Origin of the sequence: Dongia sp., from assembly GCF_041905885.1 — a bacterium.
GTDB lineage: Bacteria > Pseudomonadota > Alphaproteobacteria > Dongiales > Dongiaceae > Dongia.
Window position 1 is genome coordinate 1 of the sequence record NZ_JAYRKD010000020.1, and the last position, 24,832, is coordinate 24,832.

Annotated in this window: 25 protein-coding genes; 14 read left to right on the top strand and 11 right to left on the bottom strand. The window is 65.7% G+C overall.

Annotated features, from left to right (window positions below; all coding sequences use genetic code 11):
- The first annotated feature begins 165 nt into the window (after positions 1–165).
- The 12 genes from ACH2CY_RS18775 (at position 166) to ACH2CY_RS18830 (ending at position 11,458) form a co-directional block, all read left to right on the top strand.
- The gene (locus tag ACH2CY_RS18775) at positions 166–1,059 is read left to right on the top strand and encodes a carbohydrate ABC transporter permease (RefSeq protein ID WP_395020851.1); all 894 of its coding nucleotides are present in this window, start codon (positions 166–168) and stop codon (positions 1,057–1,059) included.
- A complete protein-coding gene (locus ACH2CY_RS18780) occupies positions 1,056–1,907 on the top strand; it encodes a carbohydrate ABC transporter permease (protein ID WP_395020853.1) in 852 nt (283 codons plus the stop codon). Before ACH2CY_RS18775 ends, ACH2CY_RS18780 begins: the two co-directional genes overlap by 4 nt.
- Positions 1,908–1,910: 3 nt before the next feature.
- Positions 1,911–2,993: an ABC transporter ATP-binding protein gene (locus tag ACH2CY_RS18785; RefSeq protein ID WP_395020854.1), complete on the top strand. Its 1,083-nt coding sequence runs from the start codon at positions 1,911–1,913 to the stop codon at positions 2,991–2,993.
- Positions 2,994–3,012: 19 nt separating this feature from the next.
- Complete coding sequence (locus ACH2CY_RS18790) at positions 3,013–4,980, top strand: hypothetical protein (protein WP_395020856.1); 1,968 nt, start codon at positions 3,013–3,015, stop codon at positions 4,978–4,980.
- The gene (gene otnK, locus ACH2CY_RS18795; protein WP_395020857.1) at positions 4,980–6,251 is read left to right on the top strand and encodes a 3-oxo-tetronate kinase; all 1,272 of its coding nucleotides are present in this window, start codon (positions 4,980–4,982) and stop codon (positions 6,249–6,251) included. The genes ACH2CY_RS18790 and otnK overlap by 1 nt, the downstream gene beginning before the upstream one ends.
- On the top strand, positions 6,248–6,886 hold the full coding sequence (otnC, locus tag ACH2CY_RS18800; protein ID WP_395020858.1) for a 3-oxo-tetronate 4-phosphate decarboxylase: 639 nt from the start codon (positions 6,248–6,250) through the stop codon (positions 6,884–6,886). The genes otnK and otnC overlap by 4 nt, the downstream gene beginning before the upstream one ends.
- Before the next feature lie 48 nt (positions 6,887–6,934).
- Positions 6,935–7,222, top strand: coding sequence for a DUF1778 domain-containing protein (locus ACH2CY_RS18805; protein WP_395020859.1), 288 nt, complete (start codon positions 6,935–6,937; stop codon positions 7,220–7,222).
- Positions 7,219–7,722: a GNAT family N-acetyltransferase gene (locus ACH2CY_RS18810; RefSeq protein WP_395020860.1), complete on the top strand. Its 504-nt coding sequence runs from the start codon at positions 7,219–7,221 to the stop codon at positions 7,720–7,722. The genes ACH2CY_RS18805 and ACH2CY_RS18810 overlap by 4 nt, the downstream gene beginning before the upstream one ends.
- 13 nt (positions 7,723–7,735) lie before the next feature.
- Positions 7,736–8,509, top strand: coding sequence for a 2-oxo-tetronate isomerase (gene otnI / locus ACH2CY_RS18815; RefSeq protein ID WP_395020861.1), 774 nt, complete (start codon positions 7,736–7,738; stop codon positions 8,507–8,509).
- Positions 8,510–8,583: 74 nt separating this feature from the next.
- Positions 8,584–9,294, top strand: a complete 711-nt coding sequence (locus tag ACH2CY_RS18820; RefSeq protein ID WP_395020862.1) for a 2OG-Fe(II) oxygenase — start codon at positions 8,584–8,586, stop codon at positions 9,292–9,294.
- A 55-nt stretch (positions 9,295–9,349) separates the two neighbouring features.
- Complete coding sequence (locus ACH2CY_RS18825) at positions 9,350–10,534, top strand: NnrS family protein (protein WP_395020863.1); 1,185 nt, start codon at positions 9,350–9,352, stop codon at positions 10,532–10,534.
- A gap of 69 nt (positions 10,535–10,603) precedes the next feature.
- Positions 10,604–11,458, top strand: coding sequence for an SDR family oxidoreductase (locus tag ACH2CY_RS18830; RefSeq protein WP_395020864.1), 855 nt, complete (start codon positions 10,604–10,606; stop codon positions 11,456–11,458).
- Here ACH2CY_RS18830 and uxuA read toward each other — a convergent pair.
- The 7 genes from uxuA to ACH2CY_RS18865 form a co-directional block, all read right to left on the bottom strand.
- Positions 11,455–12,642, bottom strand: coding sequence for a mannonate dehydratase (gene uxuA / locus ACH2CY_RS18835; RefSeq protein WP_395020865.1), 1,188 nt, complete (start codon positions 12,640–12,642; stop codon positions 11,455–11,457). The two genes, ACH2CY_RS18830 and uxuA, sit on opposite strands and share 4 nt — an antisense overlap.
- A gap of 16 nt (positions 12,643–12,658) precedes the next feature.
- Complete coding sequence (locus tag ACH2CY_RS18840) at positions 12,659–13,912, bottom strand: DUF1479 domain-containing protein (RefSeq protein WP_395020866.1); 1,254 nt, start codon at positions 13,910–13,912, stop codon at positions 12,659–12,661.
- A gap of 26 nt (positions 13,913–13,938) precedes the next feature.
- The gene (locus ACH2CY_RS18845) at positions 13,939–15,057 is read right to left on the bottom strand and encodes an ABC transporter ATP-binding protein (RefSeq protein WP_395020867.1); all 1,119 of its coding nucleotides are present in this window, start codon (positions 15,055–15,057) and stop codon (positions 13,939–13,941) included.
- A 16-nt stretch (positions 15,058–15,073) separates the two neighbouring features.
- Positions 15,074–15,964, bottom strand: coding sequence for a carbohydrate ABC transporter permease (locus ACH2CY_RS18850; protein ID WP_395020988.1), 891 nt, complete (start codon positions 15,962–15,964; stop codon positions 15,074–15,076).
- A 50-nt stretch (positions 15,965–16,014) separates the two neighbouring features.
- Positions 16,015–16,962 (bottom strand): carbohydrate ABC transporter permease, encoded by a 948-nt coding sequence (locus tag ACH2CY_RS18855; protein WP_395020868.1) that lies wholly within the window; start codon positions 16,960–16,962, stop codon positions 16,015–16,017.
- A gap of 90 nt (positions 16,963–17,052) precedes the next feature.
- Complete coding sequence (locus ACH2CY_RS18860) at positions 17,053–18,327, bottom strand: ABC transporter substrate-binding protein (protein ID WP_395020869.1); 1,275 nt, start codon at positions 18,325–18,327, stop codon at positions 17,053–17,055.
- A 63-nt stretch (positions 18,328–18,390) separates the two neighbouring features.
- A complete protein-coding gene (locus tag ACH2CY_RS18865; RefSeq protein ID WP_395020870.1) occupies positions 18,391–19,095 on the bottom strand; it encodes a FadR/GntR family transcriptional regulator in 705 nt (234 codons plus the stop codon).
- A gap of 205 nt (positions 19,096–19,300) precedes the next feature.
- Between ACH2CY_RS18865 and ACH2CY_RS18870 the strand changes: the two genes are divergently transcribed.
- Both ACH2CY_RS18870 and ACH2CY_RS18875 read left to right on the top strand, forming a co-directional pair.
- On the top strand, positions 19,301–20,641 hold the full coding sequence (locus ACH2CY_RS18870) for a phenylacetate--CoA ligase family protein (protein WP_395020871.1): 1,341 nt from the start codon (positions 19,301–19,303) through the stop codon (positions 20,639–20,641).
- Positions 20,641–21,405 carry a citryl-CoA lyase gene (locus ACH2CY_RS18875; protein WP_395020872.1) on the top strand — a complete coding sequence of 255 codons (765 nt, stop codon included), beginning with the start codon at positions 20,641–20,643 and terminating at the stop codon, positions 21,403–21,405. Before ACH2CY_RS18870 ends, ACH2CY_RS18875 begins: the two co-directional genes overlap by 1 nt.
- On the opposite strand, the gene ACH2CY_RS18880 is transcribed toward ACH2CY_RS18875, so the two are convergent.
- The 4 genes from ACH2CY_RS18880 to ACH2CY_RS18895 form a co-directional block, all read right to left on the bottom strand.
- Positions 21,402–21,890: a VOC family protein gene (locus ACH2CY_RS18880; protein ID WP_395020873.1), complete on the bottom strand. Its 489-nt coding sequence runs from the start codon at positions 21,888–21,890 to the stop codon at positions 21,402–21,404. The two genes, ACH2CY_RS18875 and ACH2CY_RS18880, sit on opposite strands and share 4 nt — an antisense overlap.
- A gap of 15 nt (positions 21,891–21,905) precedes the next feature.
- Entirely contained in the window at positions 21,906–22,583 is a 678-nt protein-coding gene (locus ACH2CY_RS18885) for a glutathione S-transferase family protein (protein ID WP_395020875.1), read from the bottom strand.
- Between the two features lie 91 nt (positions 22,584–22,674).
- Positions 22,675–24,006: an ATP-binding protein gene (locus tag ACH2CY_RS18890; RefSeq protein WP_395020876.1), complete on the bottom strand. Its 1,332-nt coding sequence runs from the start codon at positions 24,004–24,006 to the stop codon at positions 22,675–22,677.
- 10 nt (positions 24,007–24,016) lie between these two features.
- Positions 24,017–24,826, bottom strand: coding sequence for a response regulator (locus ACH2CY_RS18895; protein ID WP_395020877.1), 810 nt, complete (start codon positions 24,824–24,826; stop codon positions 24,017–24,019).
- Between the last annotated feature and the right edge of the window lie 6 nt (positions 24,827–24,832).

The window sequence follows — 24,832 nt, forward strand, 5'->3', positions numbered from 1 at the left end:
CCGAAGTAAGCGTGAGTAGGCCTGAATGAACCGAGTCTGGGGCACCCCCTCCCAACCCTCCCCCGCAGTCGGGGGAGGGCTTCTTTCTTCTCCCTCCCCCACCTTTGGGGGAGGGCTGGGGTGGGGGTGCCGCAGACCGGCTGCTTCGAACAGAGAATCCAAACCATGACCGCCGAGACGATGACCCCGCCTGGCCGCGCGCCGGACCGGTTCTTCAAATACTGGATCATCGCGCCGGCGATTCTCATCCTGCTGCTGGTCGGGCTGTTCCCGCTCATCTACTCGCTGGTGGTGAGCTTCCAGGGCCTGACCATGACCGACGTGGACTATTCCTTCACCTGGAACAACTACGCCTACCTGTTCAAGGACAAGCGGCTCTGGGAGTCGCTGCTGCACACGGTGATCATCACGGCAATCGCGCTGCCGATAGAGCTCATCCTCGGCCTCGCCATGGCGCAGCTGTTCCTGGAGCGGATGCCGGGCCGGCAGATCTTCGTCTCGCTGCTGATCCTGCCGACGGTGATCTCGCCGATCGTGGCCGGCGCCACCTGGCGGCTGATGTTCGACCACCGCTACGGCCCGATCAACCAGACCATCGCCTGGTTCCTCGGCGAGGAGAAGGTGCTGCTCTGGAACGTCAGCCCGAACCTGGTCTATCCCGCCCTGCTGGTCTGCGAGATCTGGCAGTGGACGCCGTTCATGTTCCTGATCCTGCTGGCCGCGCTCTCCAACGTCGACAAGTCGCTGACCGAGGCAGCCGAGATCGACGGCGCCGGTTTCTGGCGCACCTTTCATAAGATCGTGCTGCCGGCGATCTGGCCGGTCATGGCGATCGCGCTGCTCATTCGCGGCCTGGATCTGGTGCGCATCTTCGACATCATCTGGGCGCTGACCGCGGGTGGGCCCGGCACCATGACCGAGACGATCTCGATCTACACCTATGTCCAGGGCTTCCAGCAGTTCGAGACCAGCTACACCGCGGCGATCGCCTTCCTGGTGATCGTGCTGCTGACGGTGATCGTCACCTGGGCGATCCGGCGCATGGGACTCGCAAAATGAGCGTCACCTCGGTCGATCGCCCGTTCCTGCGCCGGCCCGGCGTAACCCTGGCGCTGCGCTATGCCGCGGCCGCCCTCATCACGCTGGTGTTCCTGTTCCCGGTCTATTGGCTGTTCATCATCAGCTTCAAGACGCCGGAGGAGATCTTCGCCTATCCACCGGTCTGGTATCCCGCAAGCATCCAGTTCGAGAACTACAAGGTGCTGTTCAAGGACGGCGATGCGATTACGGTCTGGAACAGCCTGGTCCTGGCGGGCGTCTCCACGGTCATCGCGATGATCCTTGGCACCATGTGCGCCTACAGCCTGGTGCGGTTCAAGACCGGCGGCGAGAATCTCGCGGTCTGGATCATCTCGCAGCGCATGATGCCGCCGATCGCGATCGTCTTCCCGATATTCCTGGTCTACGTCTTCCTCGGCTGGGTCGACAGCTATATCGGGATGATCATCCTCTACACCGCCTTCAGCATGCCCTATGTGATCTGGATGATGCGCGGCTATATCGAGGATATCCCGATCGAGCTGGAGGAGAGCGCGCTGGTGGACGGCTGGACCCGCTGGCAGGTGCTCTGGCGCGTGGTCTTCCCGATGGCGCGGACCGGGTTGTTCGCGACCTCGGTCTTCACCTTCGTTTTCGCCTGGAACGACTTCCTGTTCTCGCTGGTGCTGACCCGCACCGAGGTCATCACGTACACGGTCCAGGTCACGCATTACTTCGGCGGCCAGTCCAACTTCTGGGCCAAGATCGCCGCCATGTCGGTGCTCGGCACCATTCCGGTCTTCTTTGCCGTGGCGACGCTGCAGCGCTACCTGGTGCGCGGCATCTCCATGGGTGCGGTCAAGGGGTAAGCCATGTCTGACCTGAAAATCACCAAGCTCCACAAGCGCTACGGCCTGGTCCCCGCGGTCCGCGGCATCGATCTCGAAGTGCCTTCGGGCGAGTTCACCGTGCTGGTCGGGCCGTCGGGCTGCGGCAAGTCCACCTTGCTCCGCATGATCGCCGGGCTGGAGGACATCACCGAAGGCATGATCGAGATCGGCGGGCGCGTGGTCAATTACGTGCGGCCGCGCGACCGCGACATCGCCATGGTGTTCCAGAACTACGCGCTCTATCCCTATATGAACGTGTTCGAGAACATCGCCTTCGGCCTGCGCGCGCGCAAGACCCCGAATGACGAGATCGAGAAGCGCGTTCGCCGCGCCGCCGAGATGCTGGCCATCACCAACCTGCTGGAGCGGCTGCCGCGGCAGCTTTCCGGCGGCCAGCGCCAGCGCGTGGCGATCGGCCGGGCGATCGTGCGCAACGCCAAGCTGTTCCTGTTCGACGAGCCGCTCTCCAATCTCGACGCCCAGCTGCGCGACGAGATGCGGTCGGAGATCAAGCGACTCCACCAGGAGCTGGGCGTCACCATGATCTACGTGACCCATGACCAGATCGAGGCGATGACCCTGGCCGACCGGATTGTGCTGCTGAAGGACGGCCTGATCGAGCAGGCCGGCACCCCGCTCGATCTCTACGAACGGCCCGCGACGCGTTTCGTGGCGGGATTCCTCGGCTCGCCGAAGATGAACTTCATCCCGGCGGAGTATGTGCGCGACGGCTCAAGCGCCGCCGTGAAATTCGTGGACGGCTCCGCGCTCGCCCTGCGCAGCGGGCCGGATGTCGCCAGCCGCCCGGTTGTCTTCGGAATCCGGCCGCAGCATTTCAGCCGCGATCCCGGCAGTCTCTCCGGCCAGGCGGTCAAGGTGAAGGCGACCGTCGAGCTGTTGCAGCCGACCGGCTCTCGCGCTTTCATCACCTTCCCGCTGGGTGGCCAGGCGATCATGGCGGAGCTTGCCAGCCATGACGTGCAAGGCCCCGGCGAGAGCCTGGACCTCTATGTGGACATCGGCCGGGCGGTGCTGATAGATCCGGAATCGGGCCGGGTGCTCTAGAAGGATTGAGGAGAGAAAGATGGCCGCGAAACTGAGCCGCAACATCAAGCTGACCGGCACGGAATCGGTCGACCCGAAGAGCAAGACCATGCGCGCGGGGGCGCTCAGCGTCGAGTTCGGCAACGGCGCGCTGCGCTACATCCGGGTCGGCGATGTCGAGGTGATCCGCGCCATCGCCTTCCTGGTGCGCGACAAGAACTGGGGCACCTTCGCGCCGGAGATCAGCAACCTCAAGCTCAGCCAGAAGAAGGACGGCTTCGCGATCCGCTACCACGCACGCTGCGGCGATGCGGCCGCAACCATCGCCTATGACGCGACCATCACCTGCAACGCCGCAGGCGATCTCGATTTCGAGGCGACCGCGACGCCGGAGCAGGATTTCACCACCAACCGCACCGGCTTCGTGGTGCTGCACCCTTTGAAGGGCGTCGCCGGCTTTCCGGTCGAGGTGGAATACACGTCGGGCAAGAAGGAGAAGAGCAAGTTCCCCGCTTTGGTGAACCCGGCCTGCCCCTTCACCGACATCCGCGCGCTGAAGCACAAGGTGATGGACGGGCTCTCGGTCACCTGCCGGATGGAAGGCTATGCCTTCGAGATGGAGGATCACCGCAACTGGAGCGACGCCTCGTTCAAGACCTACGTGCGGCCTCTGGGCGAGCCCTGGCCCTACACCATGCCGGCGGGCAAGTCCTTCACCCAGAAAGTCTCGCTGCGCTTCACCGGCAAGATGCCGCGGCCGAAGAAGGCCGGGGCGGCGAAGAAGATCGACGTGACGCTCGGCCGTGCCGGCGGTGTAATGCCGGAATTGGGCGTCGCGGTGCCGATCGAAGAGGCGGCGGCTTCGGTTGCGGCCGCGGCAGCGATCAAGGCGGCGGGCCCGAAGCATCTGGTCTGCCATGTCGACGCCCGCGAGTCGGACATCACGGGGCCGATCCGGAACTTCAAGCGGCTCGCCGATGCGACCGGCGCCGCGGTGATCCTGGAAGTGCTGCTGCCGGGCAAGGCGGCGGCGGAAGCGGAGCTGGCGCGCGTCGCCGAGGCGGTGAAACAGGCGGGGATCAAGCCGGCGGCCGTCTCGACCTCGCCGGCGGTCGATCTCAAAGGCACCTTGCCGGGCAGCAAATTCCCCGATGCGCCGAGCTTCGCCGAGCAGGCCGCGGCGGTGAAGAAACTCTTCCCCGGTTCGCATGCCGGCGGCGGCATGTTCTCCTTCTTCACCGAACTCAACCGCAAGCGGCCGCCGGAAGGCGTGCTGGATTACGTGACCCACACCACCAGCCCGATCGTGCATGCGGCCGACGACGTCTCGGTGATGGAGACCTTGGAGGCGCATCCCTATCAGATCAAGACCACGCGGAGCTTCCTCGGCAAGATTCCCTATCACCTCGGTCCCAGCACCATTCCGGCGCGCAACAACCCTTATGGTGCCGCTTCCGTCGACAACCCGAACAACGAGAAAGTCTGTCTCTCCAAGATCGACCCGCGGCAGCGCGGCATCTTCGGCGCGGCCTGGAGCGTCGGCTATGTGAGCGCCTGGGCCAAGGGCGGCGTGCAGGTGGTGACGCTCGGCGCCACCACCGGTCCGGCCGGCATGGTCTATGCCAAGACCGCGCATGCGCAGCCTTACTTCGACGGCCTGAAGGGCAGCGCCGTCTATCCGGTCTACCACCTGATCAAGGATCTGGCGGCGGCCGATGGATCGAAGCTGATCGCGACCGAGATCGGCGACGAAGGCAAGATCGCGGCGCTGGCCTATAAAGGCAAGGCCGGCCCGGTGCTCTGGCTCGCCAACCTGACGGCACAGCCGCAGACGGTGAAGGTATCCGGCTTCGACGGCGCGGCGGAAGTCGCGGTGCTGGATGAAGGCAGCTTCGCGAAGGCGACGACCGACTTGGCCTTCCTCGCGAAATCGGGCAAGAAGACGAAGAAGGTCGGCACCGTCGCCCTTCGTCCCTATGCCGTGACCCGAATCGCCACAACCAAGTAATGCCACTCATCCTCGGCTGTATCGCCGACGACCTCACCGGCGCGACCGACCTCGCCAACACCCTGGCGCGGCGCGGCATGTCGGTGGTGCAGACAATCGGTGTGCCCACGCCGGGCACTGCTTTGCCCGATGCCGAAGCGATTGTGGTCGCCCTGAAGTCGCGCACCATCCTGGCCAAGGAAGCGGTTGCCTTGTCGCTGCAAGCCTGCCGCTGGCTGAAGACCGCCGGCGCGCGGCAGTTCTATTTCAAATACTGCTCGACCTTCGATTCCACCGACCAGGGCAATATCGGCCCGGTCGCCGATGCCCTGGTCGAGGAGCTGGATGCCGGATTGACCACGGTCTGCCCGGCCTTCCCGGAGACCGGCCGCACCATCTATCTAGGCCATCTCTTCGTCGGAAACCTGCTGCTCTCGGATTCGCCGATGCAGCATCATCCGCTGACGCCGATGAAGGACGCCAATCTCGTGCGCGTGCTGTCTCGCCAGACCCGGGCGCGCGTCGATCTGGTGCCGATCACCACGGTCAAGCAGGGCGCCTCGTCGATCAGCGCCAGCTTCGGCTATCTGACGCGCAAGCTGGTGCGCTATGCGGTGGTGGATGCGATCGAGGACGAGGACCTGATGACCCTCGGCGCCGCCTGCGCCGAGATGAAGCTGGTGACCGGCGGCTCCGGCGCCGCGATCGGCCTGCCGGAGAATTTCCGCCAGGCGGGACTGATCCCGAAACGCGATGCCGTGGCGCCGCTGGAAGCCGTCGGTGGCTTGGGCGCAGTGGTTGCGGGCAGCAGCTCGCAGGCAACCATGGGACAGGTCGCGGCTTTCCGGGCGCAGCATCCGGCCCTGGCGCTCGATCCACTGAAGCTCGCGGGGAATCTCGAGCGCGAGGTCGCTGCCGTGCTGGACTGGGCGAAGCCGAAGCTGGCGGGAGGCCCGGTCCTGATCCATGCCGGCGGCACGCCGCAGGCGGTGAAGGCGGTGCAGGACAAGCTCGGCCGCGAACGGGCCGGCGAACTGGTCGAGCAGGCGCTGGCCGCGATCGCCCAGGGCCTGGTCGCCGCGGGTGTGCGCCGGCTGGTGGTCGCCGGTGGCGAGACCTCCGGCGCCGTGGTGCAGGGACTCGGCTTGAAGGCGCTGCAGATCGGGCCGCAGATCGATCCCGGCGTGCCGGCTTGCCTCGCGATCGGAACGCCGCGCATGGCGCTGGCGTTGAAGTCCGGCAACTTCGGCCAGGAGGACTTCTTCATGAAGGCCCTGGACATGCTGAGATGACGGAAGAGACCAAGGCACGCGATTCCCTGGCGGCTTTCGGCCGCTCCATGTTCGAGCGCGGCCTCTCCTTCGGCAGTGCGGGCAATCTCTCGATGCGGGTCGAAGGCGGCTGGCTGATGACGCCGACCAATGTCTCGCTGGGGCGCCTCGATCCGGCGCGGCTCTCCAAGCTCGACGACAGCGGGAAGCATGTCGCCGGCGATGCGCCGACCAAGGAGAGCCTGCTCCACATCGCGATGTACGGCGCGCGGAAATCGGCCGGTGCCGTGGTGCATCTCCATTCGACGCATTCGGTCGCGGTCTCGGTCCTGGACGGCCTCGATCCCGACGACGCGCTGCCGCCGATCACGGCTTACTATGTGATGCGGGTGGGCAAGTTGAAGCTGCTGCCTTATTTCCCGCCCGGCGATCCGACCCTGGCCGATGCGGTCGGGGCGGTTGCCGCCAAGCACAGTTCCGTGCTGCTCGCCAACCACGGTCCGATCGTCGCCGGCACCTCGCTCGAGGCCGCGGTCAACGCGATCGAGGAGCTCGAGGAAACCGCCAAGCTCTATCTGCTGCTGCAAGGCCATGCGACCCGATTGCTCAGCAAGGATCAGGTCGCGGCCCTGGTGGCGAAGTATCCGATCCCTTGAAATGTCCGGTGAAACACCGTACATTGACGGAGGAAGGAAGATCATTCAATGGCCCAGAAAGCCCTCCGTTCTACGCGCGTGGAGGCGCGAATTTCCCCCGACGCCCTCGCGGTCGTTAAACGTGCCGCCGAGATCCAAGGGCGTAGCGTCAGCGACTTTGTCGTTGCCGCAGCCCAGGATGCCGCGCGCCGGACGATCGAGGAAGCTCAGGTGATCCGCCTCTCGGTGAAGGATCAGCGGGCGCTTGCCGAGGCGCTGCTCAATCCACCCAACCCGGCTCGCGCACTTCGCCGCGCAAAGTCGGCGCATGAACGCCTGATCATCAAGTCTCGGTGAGCGGCTCATTCACGATTGAGCTGCTTTCGGCGAAGCACGATCGCGGTTCCTTTTCATGCGGAGTCGAACCGCTCGATCGATATCTGCGGACTCAGGCTAGCCAGGACGCTCGACGACGCGTCTCCAACTGTTTCGTCGCGGTTCAGGAAGATGACGTCAGCGTTGCAGGCTACTACACTTTGGCCGCGTCGAGCATTCCGTTGACCGAGTTGCCGGCGGATCTCGTCAGCCGACTGCCGAATTACGCCGTCATACCCGCAGCCCTGGTCGGAAGGCTTGCCGTGGATTCGCACCATGCCGGCAAGGCGCTCGGTTCGGCGCTGCTTTATGACGCTTTGGCACGCGCAATGAACGCGGAACCCGCGATATTCGCGCTTGTCGTCGATGCAAAGGATGAGCGCGCGGCCGGCTTCTATCGACGATTTGGCTTCCTGCCATTCACGAGCCGCCCGCTGAGCTTCTTCCTTCCGATCGCAACCGCCGTGAAAATGACCCGTTAGACCGGAGCACAGCATGCCGCGCCTTGCCGCCAATCTTTCGATGATGTTTCCCGAGCACGATTTCCTCGACCGATTCGCGGCGGCGCGGAAATGCGGCTTCGAGGCGGTGGAGTTCCTGTTCCCCTACGAATTTCCGAAGAAGGAGATCGCGGCGCGCCTGGCCGGGGCGGGCTTGCAGCAGGTGTTGTTCAATACCGCGCAAGGAAACTGGGAACAGGGCGACCGCGGCATCGGCGCTTTGCCCGGACGCGAGGCCGAGTTCCGCGAGGCGATCGAGGTGGCACTCGACTATGCCGATACCCTCGATTGCCCGCGGCTGCATGTGATGGCCGGGCTGACCTCGGCCGGCGCGACCCTCGAAGCTTTCGCCGCCAATCTGGCCTGGGCCGCACCGCTGGCGAAACAGGCCGGCGTGCAGTTGATGCTCGAGCCGCTGAACCCGATCGATTTTCCCGGCTATCTGAATTGCGGTGTCGAGATCGCGCTGCAGCTGATTGCGAAGTCGGGCGCGGACAACGTGTTCCTGCAATACGACGCCTATCACCTGCAGATGACACAGGGCCGGCTGCTGAAGACGTTCCGCGACCATCAGCCGATCATCCGGCATGTGCAGATCGCCGGCGTGCCCGGGCGTAACGAGCCGGATTCGACGCAGGAGATCAACTTCCCGGCGCTCTTCAACCTGCTCGACGAGCTCGGCTATTCCGGCTGGGTCAGCGGCGAATACCGGCCGCGCGGCAAGACCGCCGACGGACTCGGCTGGGCCAAGCCCTGGCTCAAAGCCTGATCGGATTGAGAGGGCGCAAGATCCGGAGTGCGGCGCGGTATCGTCGCGCCTAGGTGTTTCGTGAAGGAGACACCATGCCGAAATCGATCGCCGAGCGTATTGCCGGACTGGATTGGGATCGCCTCGGCGCCGATCTGGATGCGCGCGGCAATGCCGTAACCGGGCCGATCCTCACGCCCGAGGAATGCGCGGATCTCGCGGCGCTCTACAACGAGGAGGCGCCGTTCCGGAGCCGCGTGGTAATGGCGCGGCATGGCTTCGGCAGCGGCGAGTACAAATACTTCTCCGCACCCCTGCCCGCGACGATCGCCACCTTGCGCACCTCTCTCTATCCGCATCTCGCGGAGACCGCCAACCGCTGGCAGGCGCAGACCGGCGGCAAGGCCTATCCGGCGCGGCACGCGGATTACCTGAAGCTCTGCCACGGTGCGGGCCAGACCCGGCCGACGCCGCTGCTGCTGAAATACCAGACCGGGGACTACAACTGCCTGCACCAGGATCTCTACGGCGACCTCGCCTTTCCGCTGCAGGCGACCATCCTGCTGAGCGACCCGGAGCAAGACTTCAGCGGCGGCGAGTTCCTGCTGACCGAGCAGCGGCCGCGCATGCAGTCGCGCGGCGAAGTGGTGACCTTGCGCCAGGGCGAGGTGGTGCTCTTCGCCGTCAACCAGCGTCCCGTTCAAGGTAGGCGCGGAGTCTACCGGGTGACGATGCGCCATGGCGTCAGCCGGGTGAAAAGCGGCCAACGCTTCACCCTCGGCATCATCTTCCACGACGCCCGATAACCCGCGACCCTTTGGCCCAGGTGCATCGCTTCGCGACATAGAGTAGAGTCGGTTCATGTCCGAAATCCAGATCGGCGGCCGGCGTTACAGCGGCCCGGCCTTTTTCAGCTTCGCCTTCCGTCCGCTCTTCTTCAGCGGCGCCTTGTTCGCGGGCATCGCGATCCCGGCTTGGGCATGCCTCTTCACTGGCCAGCTGGTCGTCGCGGGCGATCCGATGCGCTGGCATGCACATGAGATGCTGTTCGGTTTCCTCGGCGCCATCATCGGCGGCTTCCTGCTGACCGCGATTCCGAACTGGACCGGGCGGCTGCCGGTCGCCGGCGCACCCTTGGCCGGGTTGCTCGGGCTCTGGCTGCTGGGGCGGATCGGTGCGGTGCTGCAGGCGACCGGCGTGATCGGGCCGGAAGTCGGCATCGTCCTCGAGCTGCTCTACTGGCTGGCGCTGTCCGGCGCTGCGTTCCGTGAGATCATCGCCGGCAACAACAAGCGCAACCTGCCGGTGGTGGCGATGATCGCCGCCTTCGCGCTCGCCGATATCGTGACCTTCCTGCCCGATTGGACCTCGGTTGACCCGATGCTGGGCGCGCACCTCGCGATCGCGCTGGCCGCCACCCTGATCTCGCTGATCGGCGGGCGGATCACGCCGAGCTTCACCCGCAACTGGCTGGCCAAGGAAAAGGGCGAGCCTTTCCCCGCGCCCTTCGGCTTGATCGACAAGGCCGCGGTCGCGGCGACATTGATCGCCATGCTGGCCTGGGCCGTCTTCCCGGATGCGGCCTGGGCCGGCGGCCTGTTGCTGGTCGCGGCCGTGGTGCAGGCGATCCGGCTGGCGCGCTGGCAGGGCCAACGCACCTTCCAGGAGCCACTCGTCGTCATCCTGCATCTCGGCTATCTCTGGCTGGTGGTCGGGCTGCTGGCCTTGGGCGCTTCGGCGATCGCGCCGGAGCGGATCATGGCGACGGCGGCGCTGCATGCGCTGACTGCGGGCGCCGTCGGCACGATGACCCTGGCGGTGATGACGCGGGCCAGTCTCGGCCATACCGGCCGGCCGCTGGTCGCCGATCGCGGCACCCAGGCGATCTATACCCTGGTCATTCTCGGCGCCGTCACCCGCGTCCTCGCCCCCTGGCTGCCGACCGATTACCCGGAGACCGTTGCCGCAGCGGGCCTGCTCTGGGCCGCCGGCTTCCTGCTCTTCGCGGTGAAGTACGGGCGGTATCTGTTCTCGGCGCGCGCCTAGACTAGGGTTGCCTGACCCCGCCGGTTGGGTTAGTTCCTGCGCCGAGCAACGCCAGGAACGGACCCCACCATGACAAGCCAATGCCGCCGGCTGGACGGCCGCTTCGCCCTGATCACCGGTGCCTCGCGCGGGATCGGCCGCGCCATCGCCGAGCGCTTCGCCGCGGAAGGCGCCACCGTCGCCATCAACTATGCGGGATCCAAGGCTGCGGCCGAGGATGTGCTGAAAGCGGTTCAGGCGATCTCCGCCGAGAACGGCTTCGAAGGCCGCCGGCACCGCGTCGTCCAGGCCGATGTCGGCAAGGCCGAGGCGATCGAGGCGATGTTCAAGGACGTGGTCGGCGCCTGGGGCAAGCTCGACGTCCTGGTCAACAATGCCGGGATCCAGACCGAGGCACCGAGCGAGTCCTATCCGCTCAGCGACTACGAGCGGATCATCGCCGTGAACCTCACCGGCGCACTGCTCTGCTCCCAGGCGGCGCTGCGGCACTTCCTGAACCGGCCGACCGGGAGCTTGGGATACGGCGCCGAGGCCAGGCATTCGGGCGGCGTGATCCTCAACTGCTCCAGCGTGCATGAGATCATCCCGAAGCCGGGCTATATCGCGTATTCGATCAGCAAGGGCGGGATGGAGAACATGACCCGGACGCTGGCGCTGGAATATGCCGACAAGGGCATCCGGGTGAACGCAGTCGGGCCGGGTGCGGTCGACACCGACATGAATGCGCGCTGGATCAACGACCCGAAGATGCGCCAGGACGTCGAATCGCATATCCCGATGGGACGGTCCGCCTCGGCCGAGGAGATGGCCTCGGTGTTCGCCTTCCTGGCTTCGGATGATGCCAGCTACATCACCGGTCAGACCATCTTCGCCTGTGGCGGATTGACCTTGTTCGGCGACTTCAAGAAGAACTGGTCGTCCTAGGGCTGGCCGAGCAGCCGCTTCACCGCGGTCGCCACGCCACGGAGCTCCGCCAGGCCGCGCAACCGCCCGATGGCGGAGTAGCCGGGGTTCACCGATTTATCGATGTCGTCCAGCATCTGGTGGCCATGATCCGGGCGCATCGGGATCTCTTTGTCGCGCCGACCGGCACTCTCGCGCTTCCGCTCTTCTTTCAGCACCTCGGTGATGACGCCGACCATGTCGACGTCGCCGGCCAGGTGGTCGGCCTCGAAGAAGCTCTCGGGATCGTCCTCGCGCTTGGTCGAGCGCAGGTGGAGGAAATGGATGCGCGACGCGAATTCCTGCGCCATGGCGACGAGGTCGTTGTCGGGCCGCACACCATAGCAGCCGGTGCAGAAGGTGAGGCCGTTGTTCGGGCTCTCGACCCGGTTCAGGATCCAGCGCGCGTCCTCCTGGGTGCTGACGATGCGCGGCAATCCTAAGAGTGAGCGCGGCGGATCGTCGGGATGGATCGCCAGGCGCACGCCGGCTTCCTCGGCGATCGGCGTCATCGCGTCCAGGAACTCACCCAGCCGGTCGCGGAACTCGTCCTTGGTGACGCCGCGATACTTGTCGAGGGCGGCACGCAGCATCTCGATGGTGTAGCTCTCTTCAGCACCCGGCAGGCCGGCGATGATGGTGCGGGTCAGCTTCTCGCGCTGGTCCGGGGTCATCGCCTCATGGCAGAGCCGCGCGGCTTCGATCCGTTCCGGCGTGTATTCCGCGGCGGCATGCTGGCGGCGCAGGATGAAGAGGTCAAAGGCCGCGAACTCGTTGGCGTCGAAGCGCAGCGAGAGCGAGCCGTCCGGCATCTTGTAGAAGAGGTCGGTACGGGTCCAGTCGATCACCGGCATGAAGTTGTAGCAGACGGTGTCGATGCCATTCGCAGCCAGCGCCCGGATCGACTGGCCATAGGCCTCGAGATGCTTCTTCCAGTCGCCGGTGCGGGTCTTGATCTCTTCCGAGATCGGGATGCTTTCCACCACCGACCAGCGCATGCCGCCGGCCTTCACTTCCGCGTTGCGCCGGGCGATGTCGTCGACGTTCCAGGCCGTGCCGTTCGGCACGTGGTGCAGGGCGGTCACGATGCCGGTGGCACCCGCCTGCCGCACATGCTGCAGCGGCACCTTGTCCTTGGGGCCGAACCAGCGCCAGGTCTCTTCCACTGAATCTACTCCGTACTTACCAGGGCTGCAGGCCCATCTGCTTCTTGCCGAGCTCGGTCAGGTCCGCGGCGGTGGCGCGGCCCTCGAAATCGACTTCGTAATCCTCGGCCGAGAAATCGGGGGCGCTTCGGCCGGAAAGGAAGGCCTCCTTCTGCTTGGCAAGATAGGCGGCGTTCTTCGCGCAGTAAGGGGCGGCGGCGATATAGATCACGTTGCTGTAGCCCTGGCCGCGATGCTCGTCCTCGACCGAATGGACGATGTCGGGATGCCAGAACACGGTGTCGCCGGGCTCGACATGCGGGATCGACGACAGCGCCGGGGTGAGCAGCGGGTGCCATTCCGGCTCGATCGAGAAAGCGCGGGCCGGCTCGGCGCCGCAGAGCACGTCTTCCGGCACGTCGTCCAGCAGCGGGCGCAGCAGCAGGTAGACCATCGCCTTGGTGATCGGCATGACCTGGAGCGTGCCGTCGTTGGGGCCTTGCGGGGTCAGCGCGGTCCAGCCCTGGAAGCTCCGGAACATGCTGCAGACCGCCGGCGACGGAATTTCGTCGGTCTCGGCCCGGCCGGCGCCGTCGAAGGGCTCGTAGGCGCGCCAGTTGCCGGAGAAGACATGGCGGAAGACATGCTGGTACTCGTCGTCCAGCCAGCGCTCGACCGAGCCCGCATCCATATGCGGCGAGAGGCCGAGGGTCTTGTCGCCGGGCTCGCGGCGGCGGATGCGGTCGGCATAGAGCGTTTCGCGGTCGGGATCGAAGTATTTCTTGCCCTCGCCTTCGAACTTCCACAGCCGGTTCATGAAGGCGCGGGTGCGCGCCGAGTGCGGATGGGTGCGGGCCTGCATCTGCGGCTTCGACCAGTAGATGCCGAAGATCTGCGGCTTGTCGGATTTGAGCTTGCTGAAATACTCGTCCTTGACCTTGGGCGCCGGCTTGCGCTCGGTGTAGCGGTTCTTCGCGAGATACTCGCCGAGCTCGTCGTTCCAGGCCTGGGCCTCGGCCTTGGGATAGACGCCGCGCACCACGGCGACGCCGCGGCGGCGCAGCTCCGCCTTGGTCGCCTCGGTTACCTTCTCATCGACGATGTCCTGGTATTCGATGATGGGCACCGTGTTGCCGCCCTTGGCGCGGGCGTTGGCGACCACCTCGACCTCGCGTTTGAGATCGTCCTCGACCTCGGCCATGATCTTCTTCAGGTCCTGAAGCTTGGCGCGCATCGCCCGCTTCGTGGTCTTGATGCTCTCGCCGATATTGTCGATGCGAATGTTCAGCATGTCTCACCTCACCTGAGGAATGCGCGTCAACCGATCCGGTTGCCGCTGGCGGGATCGAACAGAACCGCCTTGTCCATATTGAAGGCAAAATGCGCGACCTGGCCGGGCTTCAAATCCGTGTCGGCGCGCATCCGGGCCGTGATCTCCTGCCCGGCAATCCGGGTCACCACGAAGGTGTCGGAGCCGGCCGGCTCGACGATCTCGACCGGCGCATCGACGCTGGCCACGGTCTTGGCATTGCGATCGATGCTCTGCAGATCGCCGACCGCCTCCGGCCTGACCCCGAGGATGATCGCATCGCCGTCCTTGAGAAGGCCGATATCGGCGCCGGTCGGCGCCGCCAGGGTGACCGGCGGCGCGCCATCGGCGGCGAAGCTGATCGCGGCGCCGCTGCCGTTCTTCGCCACGCGGCCTTTCAGCAGGTTCATCGACGGCGAGCCCATGAAATCCGCGACGAACAGGTTGGCCGGCGTGTTGTAGATTTCGCCCGGGCTGCCCACCTGCTGCACTTCGCCGTCCTTCAACACGGCGATGCGGGTCGCAAGCGTCATGGCCTCGATCTGGTCATGGGTGACGTAGACGGTGGTGGTGCCGGTCTGCTGGTGCAGGCGCTTGATCTCGACCCGCATGTCGATCCGGAGCTTGGCGTCGAGATTCGAAAGCGGCTCGTCGAACAGAAAGACCCGCGGCTGGCGCACCAAGGCCCGGCCCATGGCGACGCGCTGGCGCTGGCCGCCGGAGAGCTGGCTCGGGCGCCGGTCGAGCAGGTGCTCGATCTGCAAGGTCCTGGCGACGCTGGCGACCGCATTGTCGCGCTCCTCCTTCGGCACTTTGCGCATCTCCATGCCGAAGGCGATGTTCTCCGCGACCGACATGTTGGGATAGAGCGCGTAGGACTGGAACACCATGGCGATGTCGCGCTTCGACGGGTGCAGGCCGTTGACCGGCTGTCCGTCGATCAGGATCTCGCCGGCGCTGACCGATTCCAGGCCGGCGATGGTGTTGAGCAAGGTGGACTTGCCGCAACCGGAAGGGCCGACCAGCACCAGGAAGCCGCCCTTGTCGAGCGTCAGGTTGATGTTCTTCAAGACATCGACCGCGCCGAAGCGCTTGCTGAGGCCCTTGATCTCGATAGCAGTCGTCATGGTTGGTCCATGGGCCTTATCCCTTCACCGCGCCCGCCATCAGGCCGCGCACGAAGTAGCGGCCGGCGAGGATATAGACGATCAACGTCGGCGCCGCGGCGATGATCGCGGCCGCCATGTTGACATTGTATTCGACGACACCCGTCGAAGTGTTCACCAGATTGTTGAGCGCCACTGTCATCGGCGCGTGATCTCCTGCGGCAAAGGTCGAACCGAACAGGAAGTCGTTCCAGATGTTGGTGAACTGGTAGATCACCGTCACGATCACGATCGGCATCGAGTTCGGCAGCATGATGCGTCGGAAGATCTGGAAGAAGCTGGCGCCGTCCACCATGGCGGCCTTCACCAGCTCGGTCGGGAAGGCTTCGTAGTAGTTGCGGAAGAAGAGCGTGGTGAAGCCGAGCCCGTAGACCACATGGACCAGGACCAGGTTGACGATCGGGTTGCCGAAACCGAAGGAATAGCCGGTGAGATCGCGCAGCGTGTTGCCGAAGCTGCCGAGATGGCCGAGGATCACCGCCATCGGGATGATGATCGACTGGAACGGGATGAAGCAGGCGAACAGCATCATGCCGAACACCAGGTTGTGGCCGGGGAAGCGCCACTTGGTCAGCACGAAGCCGTTCAGCGCGCCGAGCAGGGTCGAGATCGCGACCGCCGGGATCACCATCTTGATCGAGTTCAGGAAGTAGCCGCTGATGCCGGTCGTCTCCGAGACGCCGATCCGCGCCTCGCTCCAGGCCTGGATCCAGGGATAGAAGGTCAATTCCTGCGGGAGCGCGAACATATTGCCGCCGGTGACCTCGTGCAGCGGTTTCAGCGAGGTCATCACCATGACGCCCAGCGGCAGGATGTAGACCACGGCGAAAAGCAACAGCAGCCCGTAGATGACCACGCGGGTCATCATGGAGTGACGGGTCGGCTCGGCCACGGGCGCGGCGGTGGGGTCGAGTGCGGTCATGAGCGCTTCTGCCGCAGTTCGGAATAGAGATAGGGCACCATGATCGCCGCGATCGTCATCAGCATGATGACCGCGCTGGTCGAGCCCACCGCCATCTGGTTGCGGGTGAAGGTGAAGGAATACATGAAGGTCGAGGGCAGTTCGGCGGCGCCGCCCGGGTTCTTGCCGGTGACCGACAGCACCAGGTCGTAGGACTTGATGGCGAGATGGGTGAGGATGATGATCGCCGAGAGGAAGACCGGGCGCATCATCGGGATGATGATCCGGCGGTAGGTGGCGAAGGTCGAGGCGCCGTCGATCTGCGCCGCCTTGATGATCTCGCCGTCGACGCCGCGCAGGCCCGCCAGGAACATCGCCATGACGAAGCCGGACGACTGCCAGATGCCGGCGATCGCCACGCAATAGATCATCTTCGACGGTGTGACCACCCAGTCGAAGCTGAAGCCGAGCCAGCCCCAGTCATGCACCGCCTTCTCGAGGCCGATGCGCGGGTCGAGGAACAGCTTCCAGGCGGTGCCGGTGACGATGAAGGAGAGCGCCAGCGGATAGAGATAGATCGGCCGCAGGATGCCTTCGCCGCGGATCTTCTGGTCGAGCAGGATCGCCAGCAGCAGGCCCAGCACCAGGCAGAAGGCCACATAGAGCAGGCCGAAGATCGCCATGTTGACGATGGCGGTGTGCCAGTTCGATGGCGGGTCGCTGGCGAAGGTCCAGTTCCAGAGCCGCTCGTAGTTGGTCCAGCCCACCAGTTTCGTCGAGGCGAAGGCCTTCGAGTTGGTGAAGCTCAGGAAAACCGTCCACAGGTTGAAGCCGTAGACGAAGATCAGCACCAGCACGAAGGACGGCGCCAGCACGATACGCGGCAGCCAGGCCTGGGCCTTCGCCCGCAGCGAGCCGGGCTGCGCGTTGTCGGTGAGTGCGGAATTGGCCAGAGCAGTTTTCATCAGCGCCTGTCGCGGCAACATCGAAGAGAGAGCGCCCCCTCCCCCACGCGCGCGGGGAGGCACCCACGCATGAGGGAGGGGTTGCCGGTTCTACTTCGCGGCGTCGATGGCCGCGAGCAGTTCCTTCACCGCGTCATCGGAAGACTTGATCTCGCCGTGGAAAAACTTGGTCACCACGTCGTGATAAGCCCCGGCGATGGCCGGCGGCTGGGCATAGTTCTGCGCCATCGAGCCGACGAAGTTGCCGGCGGCGTTGGCGGCCTTCACGTCGGCGATGCCCTTCTTGCCGCAGATGTCGAAGTCGGTGTCGGGCACGTCCATGCGCGCCGGCACTGAACCCTTGACCACGTTGAACGCCGATTGGAAGCTCGGGCTCATGGTGGCGTCGGCCAGCGCCAGCTGCGCCGCCTTGCGGTCCGCCGAGACGTCGAACATGGCGAACATGTCGGTGTTGTAGATCACCGCGCCGTCGGTGCCCGGGAAGCGGTAGCAGAGGAAGTCGGTACCCGCGACCTTCTTGGCGGCGTTGAACTCGCCCTTGGCCCAGTCGCCCATCACCTGCACCAAGGCTTCGCCGTTGATGACCATGGCGGTCGCGAGGTTCCAGTCGCGGCCGGCATAGTTGGGATCGGTGTAGTCGCGCAGCTTGGCGAGGTTGTCGAAGGCCTTCTTCATGGTGTCCGAGGTCAGGGCGGATTCATCGAGGTCGATGAAGGCCTTCTTGTAGAAGTCGATGCCGCCGGTCGAGGCCACCACCGAATCGAACATGGTGGCTTCCTGCCAGGGCTGGCCGCCCAGAGCCAGCGGAACGACACCCGCCGCCTTGGCCTTGTCGAGCAGGGCGACGAAGTCGTCGAAGGTCTTCGGCTCGGTGCCGCCGATCTTCTCCATCACCGCCTTGTTGATCCAGACCCAGTTGACCGAGTGGATGTTGACCGGAACCGCGCCCCACTTGCCGTCGGTGGTGGTGAACTTCTGCAGCGCCGCCGGGATCGACTTGTCCCAGCCTTGCTTGGTCGCGAGCTCGGTGATGTCGCCGAGCTTGCCGGCCTCGGCATAGTCGAGGGCGAAATAGCCCAGGATCTGCGATGCGGTCGGTGGGTTGCCGGCCGCCACCATCGCCTTCAAGGTGGTCATCGCGGCCTCGCCGCCGCCGCCCGCGACCGGCACGTCCTTCCAGGCATAGCCTTCCTTGGCGAGATCTTGCTTCAGCACGTTCAGCGCCGCGGCCTCGCCGCCCGAAGTCCACCAGTGCAGCATCTGCACTTCCTTGATGTCCTCGGCCCAGGCCGATCCCGAGGTGGCCGCGCCCGCGAGCGACATGGCCGCAACGCCGGCCAGCAACATCGTCCGAAACTGGATCATAGTTCCTCCCTTAGAGACTCTTATGATTTGCCGGAAGCGGTCCGGCGCCGTTCTCAAGATCATTCACGTCAGATCCCCTTGCAGCAGGATCCGCTCCACATGTTCCAGATGCTCGCGCATGGCGCGGCGGGCTGCTTCGCCGTCGTGGCGCACCAGCGCCCCGACGATCTCGGCATGGTCGTCGACCGTCATGCGGTCGTTGCCGGACAGATTGGCGTGCCGGCCGAGCGTGTCGAAAATGGGGGTGAGCATATGCGTCCACATGCCGTCCACCAGATGCGCCAGCACTGCGTTGCGCGTCGCCTCGGCGAGGCGCACATGAAAGACACGGTCGGACGGACGGCTGTCTCGCCCGGCATCGATGTCGGCGCGCATGTCCTCGATCGACTGTTCGAGGCGCTTCAAGTCGTCGGCTTGGATAGCGCTCGCCGCCATGAAGGCGATCTCGCCTTCCAGGAGCTTGCGCGCGGCGATGAGATCGAAGGGGCTCGGGCCCTGGTCGGGCAGCGCGGCCAGCGCGCGATCGGCCCCGAGGCGCGTGCTCCTCACGAAGGCGCCGGCACCGCCGCGCACTTCCACCAGGCCGGCGATCTCCAGCGCGATCATCGCCTCGCGCACCACCGGGCGGCTCACCCCGAGCTTCTTGGAGAGCTCGCGTTCCGGCGGCAGGCGGTCGCCCTCGCGGAACTCGCCGCGGTCGATGAGACCGCCGAGCTGCTCGGCCACCTGCTGATAGAGGCGTTGGGACTCAACGACCTGGAACGGCATTCGCCGCCTTTCTTCTCCTCTCCCTGACGGGCCGAACCCTGCGCCTCGGGGTCCAGATTGGTCAACTGGAAAAGTGGCCTTACCAATTAGTTCAGGAAGCGGCGGCTTTTCGCATATGCAGCATGGGCCCGCGGCTTCCTTGACCGCTGTGGATTCCCTCGGGCAGGGTGGAAACACCCTCGGAATCCCGGGGCCGGAGCGTGTCATGACCGAGCAGCGCAGCGGTTTCATCTTCCGGCCCGAGGTCGAGACCCGGGCACCCGCTGAACAAAATGCCCGGGACCGCGCGGCCTATCGGCGGCAGATCGCCTATCTCGTCGAACATTCGCCGTTCCACCGCGCCAAGTTGCGTGCAGCCGGCTTCGCCGGTGCCGATGCCGCCGGCGATCTCGAGCGCATTACCCAACTGCCCTTCACCGAGAAGGACGAGATCCGCGCCAGCCAGGCGGCGTCGCCGCCGTTCGGCGACCACTGCGCCGCCGCGCCGGATCAGATCGTCCGCGTCTATTCGACCAGCGGCACGACCGGCGAGCCCTGCTACATGCCGCTGACGGCCAAGGACCTCGCGATGTGGATCGAGATCTCGTCGCGCTCCTATACCGCCACCGGGTTGCGACGCGGGTTGCGCATGGTATCCACCTACAATGCCGGCCCGTTCGTCGCCGGCGCGGCGATCGATGCCTTCGGCAATATCGGCGCCTGTCATATTCCGGTCGGCACCGGCAACACCGAGCGTCTGGCGAAAGCGCTGCAGCTGATCCGGCCGGAAGCGCTCGTCTGCACCCCCTCCTATGCGCAGTATCTCGGCGAATGGCTGCGGGGGCGCGGGATCGATCCGGCCGGGCTCGGCCTCAAGCGCATCTCGGTCGCGGGCGAGCCCGGCGGCGGCGAGCCCGCCTTCCGCGCCGCGATCGAAGCCACCTTCGGCGCCAAGGTCTGCGAGGCGATGGGCATCGGCGATGTCGCGATCTCGCTCTGGGGCGAATGCGAGCACCAGCAGGGCATGCATTTCTGCGGCGGCGACTTCGTGCATGTCGAGCTGGTCGATCCGGTGAGCGGCGAAGCGCTGGCGCTGGAAGAGGGCGCCGAGGGTGAGCTGGTCTATACCGCGCTCCAGCGAGAGGCCGCGCCGCCGTTGCGGTTCCGCAGCCGCGACCATGTGGTGATCTGGACCGCGCCCTGCGCCTGCGGCCGCCGCACCCTCCGCACCCGCTGCATCGGCCGCACCGACGACATGCTGATCGTGCGCGGCGTCAATCTGTTTCCGACCGCGATCCGCGACGTGGTCGCCGGCTTCCGCCCGGCGGTGAGCGGCGCCCTGCTGATCAAGCCGACCGCAGCCGGCACGCGCCAGGAGCCGCCGGTACCGGTCGATGTCGAGCTGGCGGAAGGTGGCGTGGCGCAAGCCGATCTCGCCGAAAGGATCGAGGCCGCCATCCGCGCGAAGTTGGTCGTGACGACCCGCGTCAACCTGGTGCCCTTCGCCAGCCTGCCGCGCAGCGAATACAAGACCAAACTGGTGAAACCCAACCTGGACAAACATTGATGGCCGAGCTGCCGAAGACCAACATCGCGACATCCGATGCCGAATCGATCACCGTGCGCGGCCGCGATCTCGTCAACGAGCTGATGGGCCGGCACAGCTACACCGAGGTGCTCTATTTCCTGATCGCCGGGCGCATGCCGAACGTGGGCGAGACCCGGGTGCTCGACGCCTGCCTGGTGACCTTGATGGAGCATGGCCTGACGCCGAGCGCCATCGTCACACGGCTGGTCGCCGACAATGTGCCCGACGAACCGCAAGCCGCGTTGGCCGCGGGCCTGCTGACCGTCGGCAACGTCTTCGTCGGCACGATGGAAGGCTGCGCGCGGATCCTGAAGATCGGCGTCGAGACCGATGGCGATGCGGAGGCCTATTGCCGCGACGTGGTCGAGGCGCACCGCCAGGAACGCCGTGCCCTGCCCGGCTTCGGCCATCCGATCCACAAGCCGGACGATCCGCGGCCGCCGCGTCTCTTCGCGATCGCCGCCGAAGCCGGCTGCGAAGGCCGCTACATCGCGCTGCTGAAGATCCTGAGCGCCGAGCTCGACCGCCGCGCCGGGCGACATCTCACCATCAACGCGACCGGCGCCATCGCCGCCTTGCTGCTGGAAATCGGCCTCCCGGCCGAGAGCCTGCGCGGCATTGCCGTGGTTTCCCGCGCCGGCGGGCTGGTCGGTCATCTGCTGGAGGAACGCGCGACCCATTCCGGCCGCGCGATCTGGAAGCTGGTGGACGACTCGATCCCCTACGAGGATCCGGAGGCCTAAGCCGCCGCGGTCTTGCCCTTCTGCCAGCGATCGAGGATGTCGCGCGCCTTGTTGGTCGCGGGGTCCATCGCCTGGTCGTGGCCGGGCTTCTTCGCGGTGAGCTCGATCACGTAGCCGTTGGGATCGCGGAAATAGATCGAGTCGATGAAGCCGTGATCGGAGATGCCGCGCACCTCGCGGCCTTCGGCCTGGCCCTTGGCCATCATCTTCAAGAGCGCGTCATGCTCGACCTCCAGCGCGATGTGGAGGTCGAAGTCGTGCTGCTCCTTGAAGGTGAACGGCCGGTCCGGCGCCTCGAAGAAGGCGAGATAGGAGCCGTCATCCATCTCATAGAAGGTGTGCAGCACGTCGGTGTCGCGGCCGGTCTTGGTCTCCTTGATCCAGAGCGAGCCGGCCAGCGGCAGGCCGAGGAAATCCTCGAAGAAGCGTCGCGTCTCCTCGGAATCCCGGCAGCGATAGGCGTTGTGATGGAGGCCTTTGATCATGCCGATGCTCCTCGATTACACCGCGGCGAACTCTTTGCCCCTGAGGCTGGCGGTCAATTCGTTGAAGGGGCCGAACACCTTGGCATAGCCCGGGCGCTGTTTCATGCCGTCGAGCCAGCGCTTCACATTGGGATAGCTCGCGAAATCGCAGCCGACCAGCTCGCCGCTGGTGAGAATGCCGAGTCCGAAATAGTCGGCAATGGTGATCTTGTCGCCGACCAGATGATTGCGCTTCGGACCGAGGAGCTTCTGGTCGAGGATACCGAGCCAGCCTTGGCAGCGCTCCTTGGCCCAGTCGAGCGTGCCCTTTTGCAACTCGTCGCTGGGGCGCTTGTGGCCGGGGAAGACCTGCGGATAAACCAGGCCATAGCCGAAGTCGCGGTAGAAGTTGACGTTGATCCAATCCATCAGCTCGTTGATCTTGGCGCGGGTCTTGATGTCGCCGGCAGGATAGGCCGGCGATCCCGCCTTCTCCGCCAGATATTTCAGGATCGCCGAGCTCTCGGTCAGGATGAAGCCGTCGTCGTCGAGCACCGGCACCATCTTGCTCGGATTGAGGCTGGTGAACGGTTCCTTGACATGCTCGCCGCTGAACAGATCGACGGTGACCTCATCGACCTTGATCCCGGCGTCATGCACGAAGAACAACACGCAGCGGCTGGTGGTCGAAAGCGGGTGGCAATGGAGCTTCATCGTCTCCTCCGGAGATTATTGTTTGTTATTGCCACCAAGGATAGAAGCCGGAACCGGCGGAGTCCACCCGGCTGGGCCGGTCCCAATCGGGCTATTTCGGCAGCGTGACCGTGGCCTGAAGCCCGCCTTCCGGACCGTTCTTCAGGACGATATCCCCGCCATGGGCACGAACCACGCTGCGCGCGATCGCAAGCCCCAGCCCTGCCCCGCCCGATTCCCGGTTGCGCGAGGCCTCCAGCCGGTAGAACGGGCGGAACACCCGATCGAGCTCGGCCTCGGGGATGCCCGGGCCCTGATCCATGATGCCGATCTCGAAATCTTCCGCTGCGGTCAGCCGGATCCTGGCGGACTTGCCGTAGACGACGGCGTTCTCGACCAGGTTGACGATCGCGCGCTTTAGCGCAATCGGCTGGGCTTCGATGCTGGCGCCTTGCAATGCCGGGTCGATCTCCAGCGTGACATGCTCCATGCCTTCGACGCTGTCGATGAGGAGCTGTCCGAGGTCGAGCTTGGCGCGCCGCTCGGGATTGGCATCCTCGCGTGCCAGCGCCAGGGTCTCCTTGATCATGGTCTCCATCTCGTCGAGGTCGCGCAGCATCTTCTCGCGCTGCTCGGGGTCTTCGACAAACTCGGCGCGCAACTTGAGCCGCGTGATCGGCGTCCTGAGATCATGCGAGATCGCCGCCACCATCTGCATCCGGTCCTCGAGCAGCCGGCGGATGCGGCCCTGCATCTCGTTGAAGGCGCGGGCCGCGCGTCGCACCTCGCTGGCGCCGGTCTCCTGCAAAGCCTCGGTCCGCCCGGAGCGGCCGAGCGATTCCGCGGCGCGGGTGAGCTGCTCCAAGGGATGCGTCACGCGGCGGAAGGCGTAGTAGCTCAAGCCCAGCACCAGCAGCACGCTGAAGGCGGTCCAGGCAATGACCCGGATGGTGGCGAGCGGCAGCGATTCGATCGCGGCGAACTCGAAGTTGATCCAGGCGCCGTCCCGGAGCGCGATCGAGGTGCGGATCGGCATCAGGCCCTTGGCCTTCTGCTCGTCGGTCGGCGCCGCCTCGGCGACGCGGATCTCCTGCCAGCCGGTGCCGCGCAGCCGCTCGGAGACCGCCTTGGCCAGATGGCCGAGGCGGCGGTTGGACTCCTCATCCTCCGGCACGTTGGCGCGGTTGGTGACCTCAACCGTCATCGAAGGCCCGCTGAAGGATTGCGCGACGCTAGCGCGCAACACCGGCGCGGTATGCTGCAGAAAGGTGGCGAAGGTCGCGACCCGTTCGGCGGCGCGGAGATCCTCGATCTCCACGATCGCCTCGTTGCGATCCATGTTGTGGGCGAGCGCGGTCAGGGCCTGGCTCGCCGCGAGCCCCGCTATCAGAATCAAAGCCAGCCATCCGAGGATGCTGTCGGGCGCGAACCGCCGAAATTTCATGCCGAAAGCATCATGCGTTCGCGGAACCGACTCCCGCCGCGGGATTGGCGGTGCTCGACGCGCGCTTGCCGCCGCGGGTCACTTCCGGTGCAAACATGTAGCCGCCGCCGCGCACCGTGGTGATGATCTTGGGCTCCGCCGGATCGCGTTCGACCTTGCGCCGCAGGCGCCCGACCTGGACGTCGATGCTGCGGTCGAAGGGCTGCGCCGCGCGGCCCTTGCACAAATCGAGCAGCTGGTCGCGGGAGAGCACGCGGCGTGGGCGTTGCGCCAGCGCCGATAAGAGGTCGAACTCGCCGGCGGAGAGGTCGATGTCGTTGCCTTCCGGCCCGGTCAGGCGTCGCGCGCCGAGATCGAGCTGCCAGCCGTCGAAATGCAGGATCATCGGGGCGTCGGCCTCGCCGATCGGTCGGCCGCCGTCCTCACTGCGGCGGAGCACGGCACGGATCCGCGCCAGCAGCTCCCGCGGGTTGAATGGCTTCGGCAGGTAGTCGTCGGCACCCATCTCCAGGCCGACGATCCGGTCGGTATCCTCGCCGGCAGCGGTCAGCATGATGATCGGGGTGCGCGCGGCACCGGCGCCGCTGGGGCCGGGAATGCCCTGGGCGCGGAGCTGTGCGCAAATCTGCAAGCCGGTCTCGCCCGGCATCATCACGTCGAGGACGATGAGGTCGATCTTCGCATCGGCCAGGATCTTGCGCATGTCGCGGCCATCGGCGGCGGTGGTGGCCCGGAACCCGTGTTTCTGCAGGAAGCGCGAGAGCAGGTCGCGGATCTCGCGGTCGTCATCCACGATCAGGATATGCGGGGTCTTTTCCATGAGCCT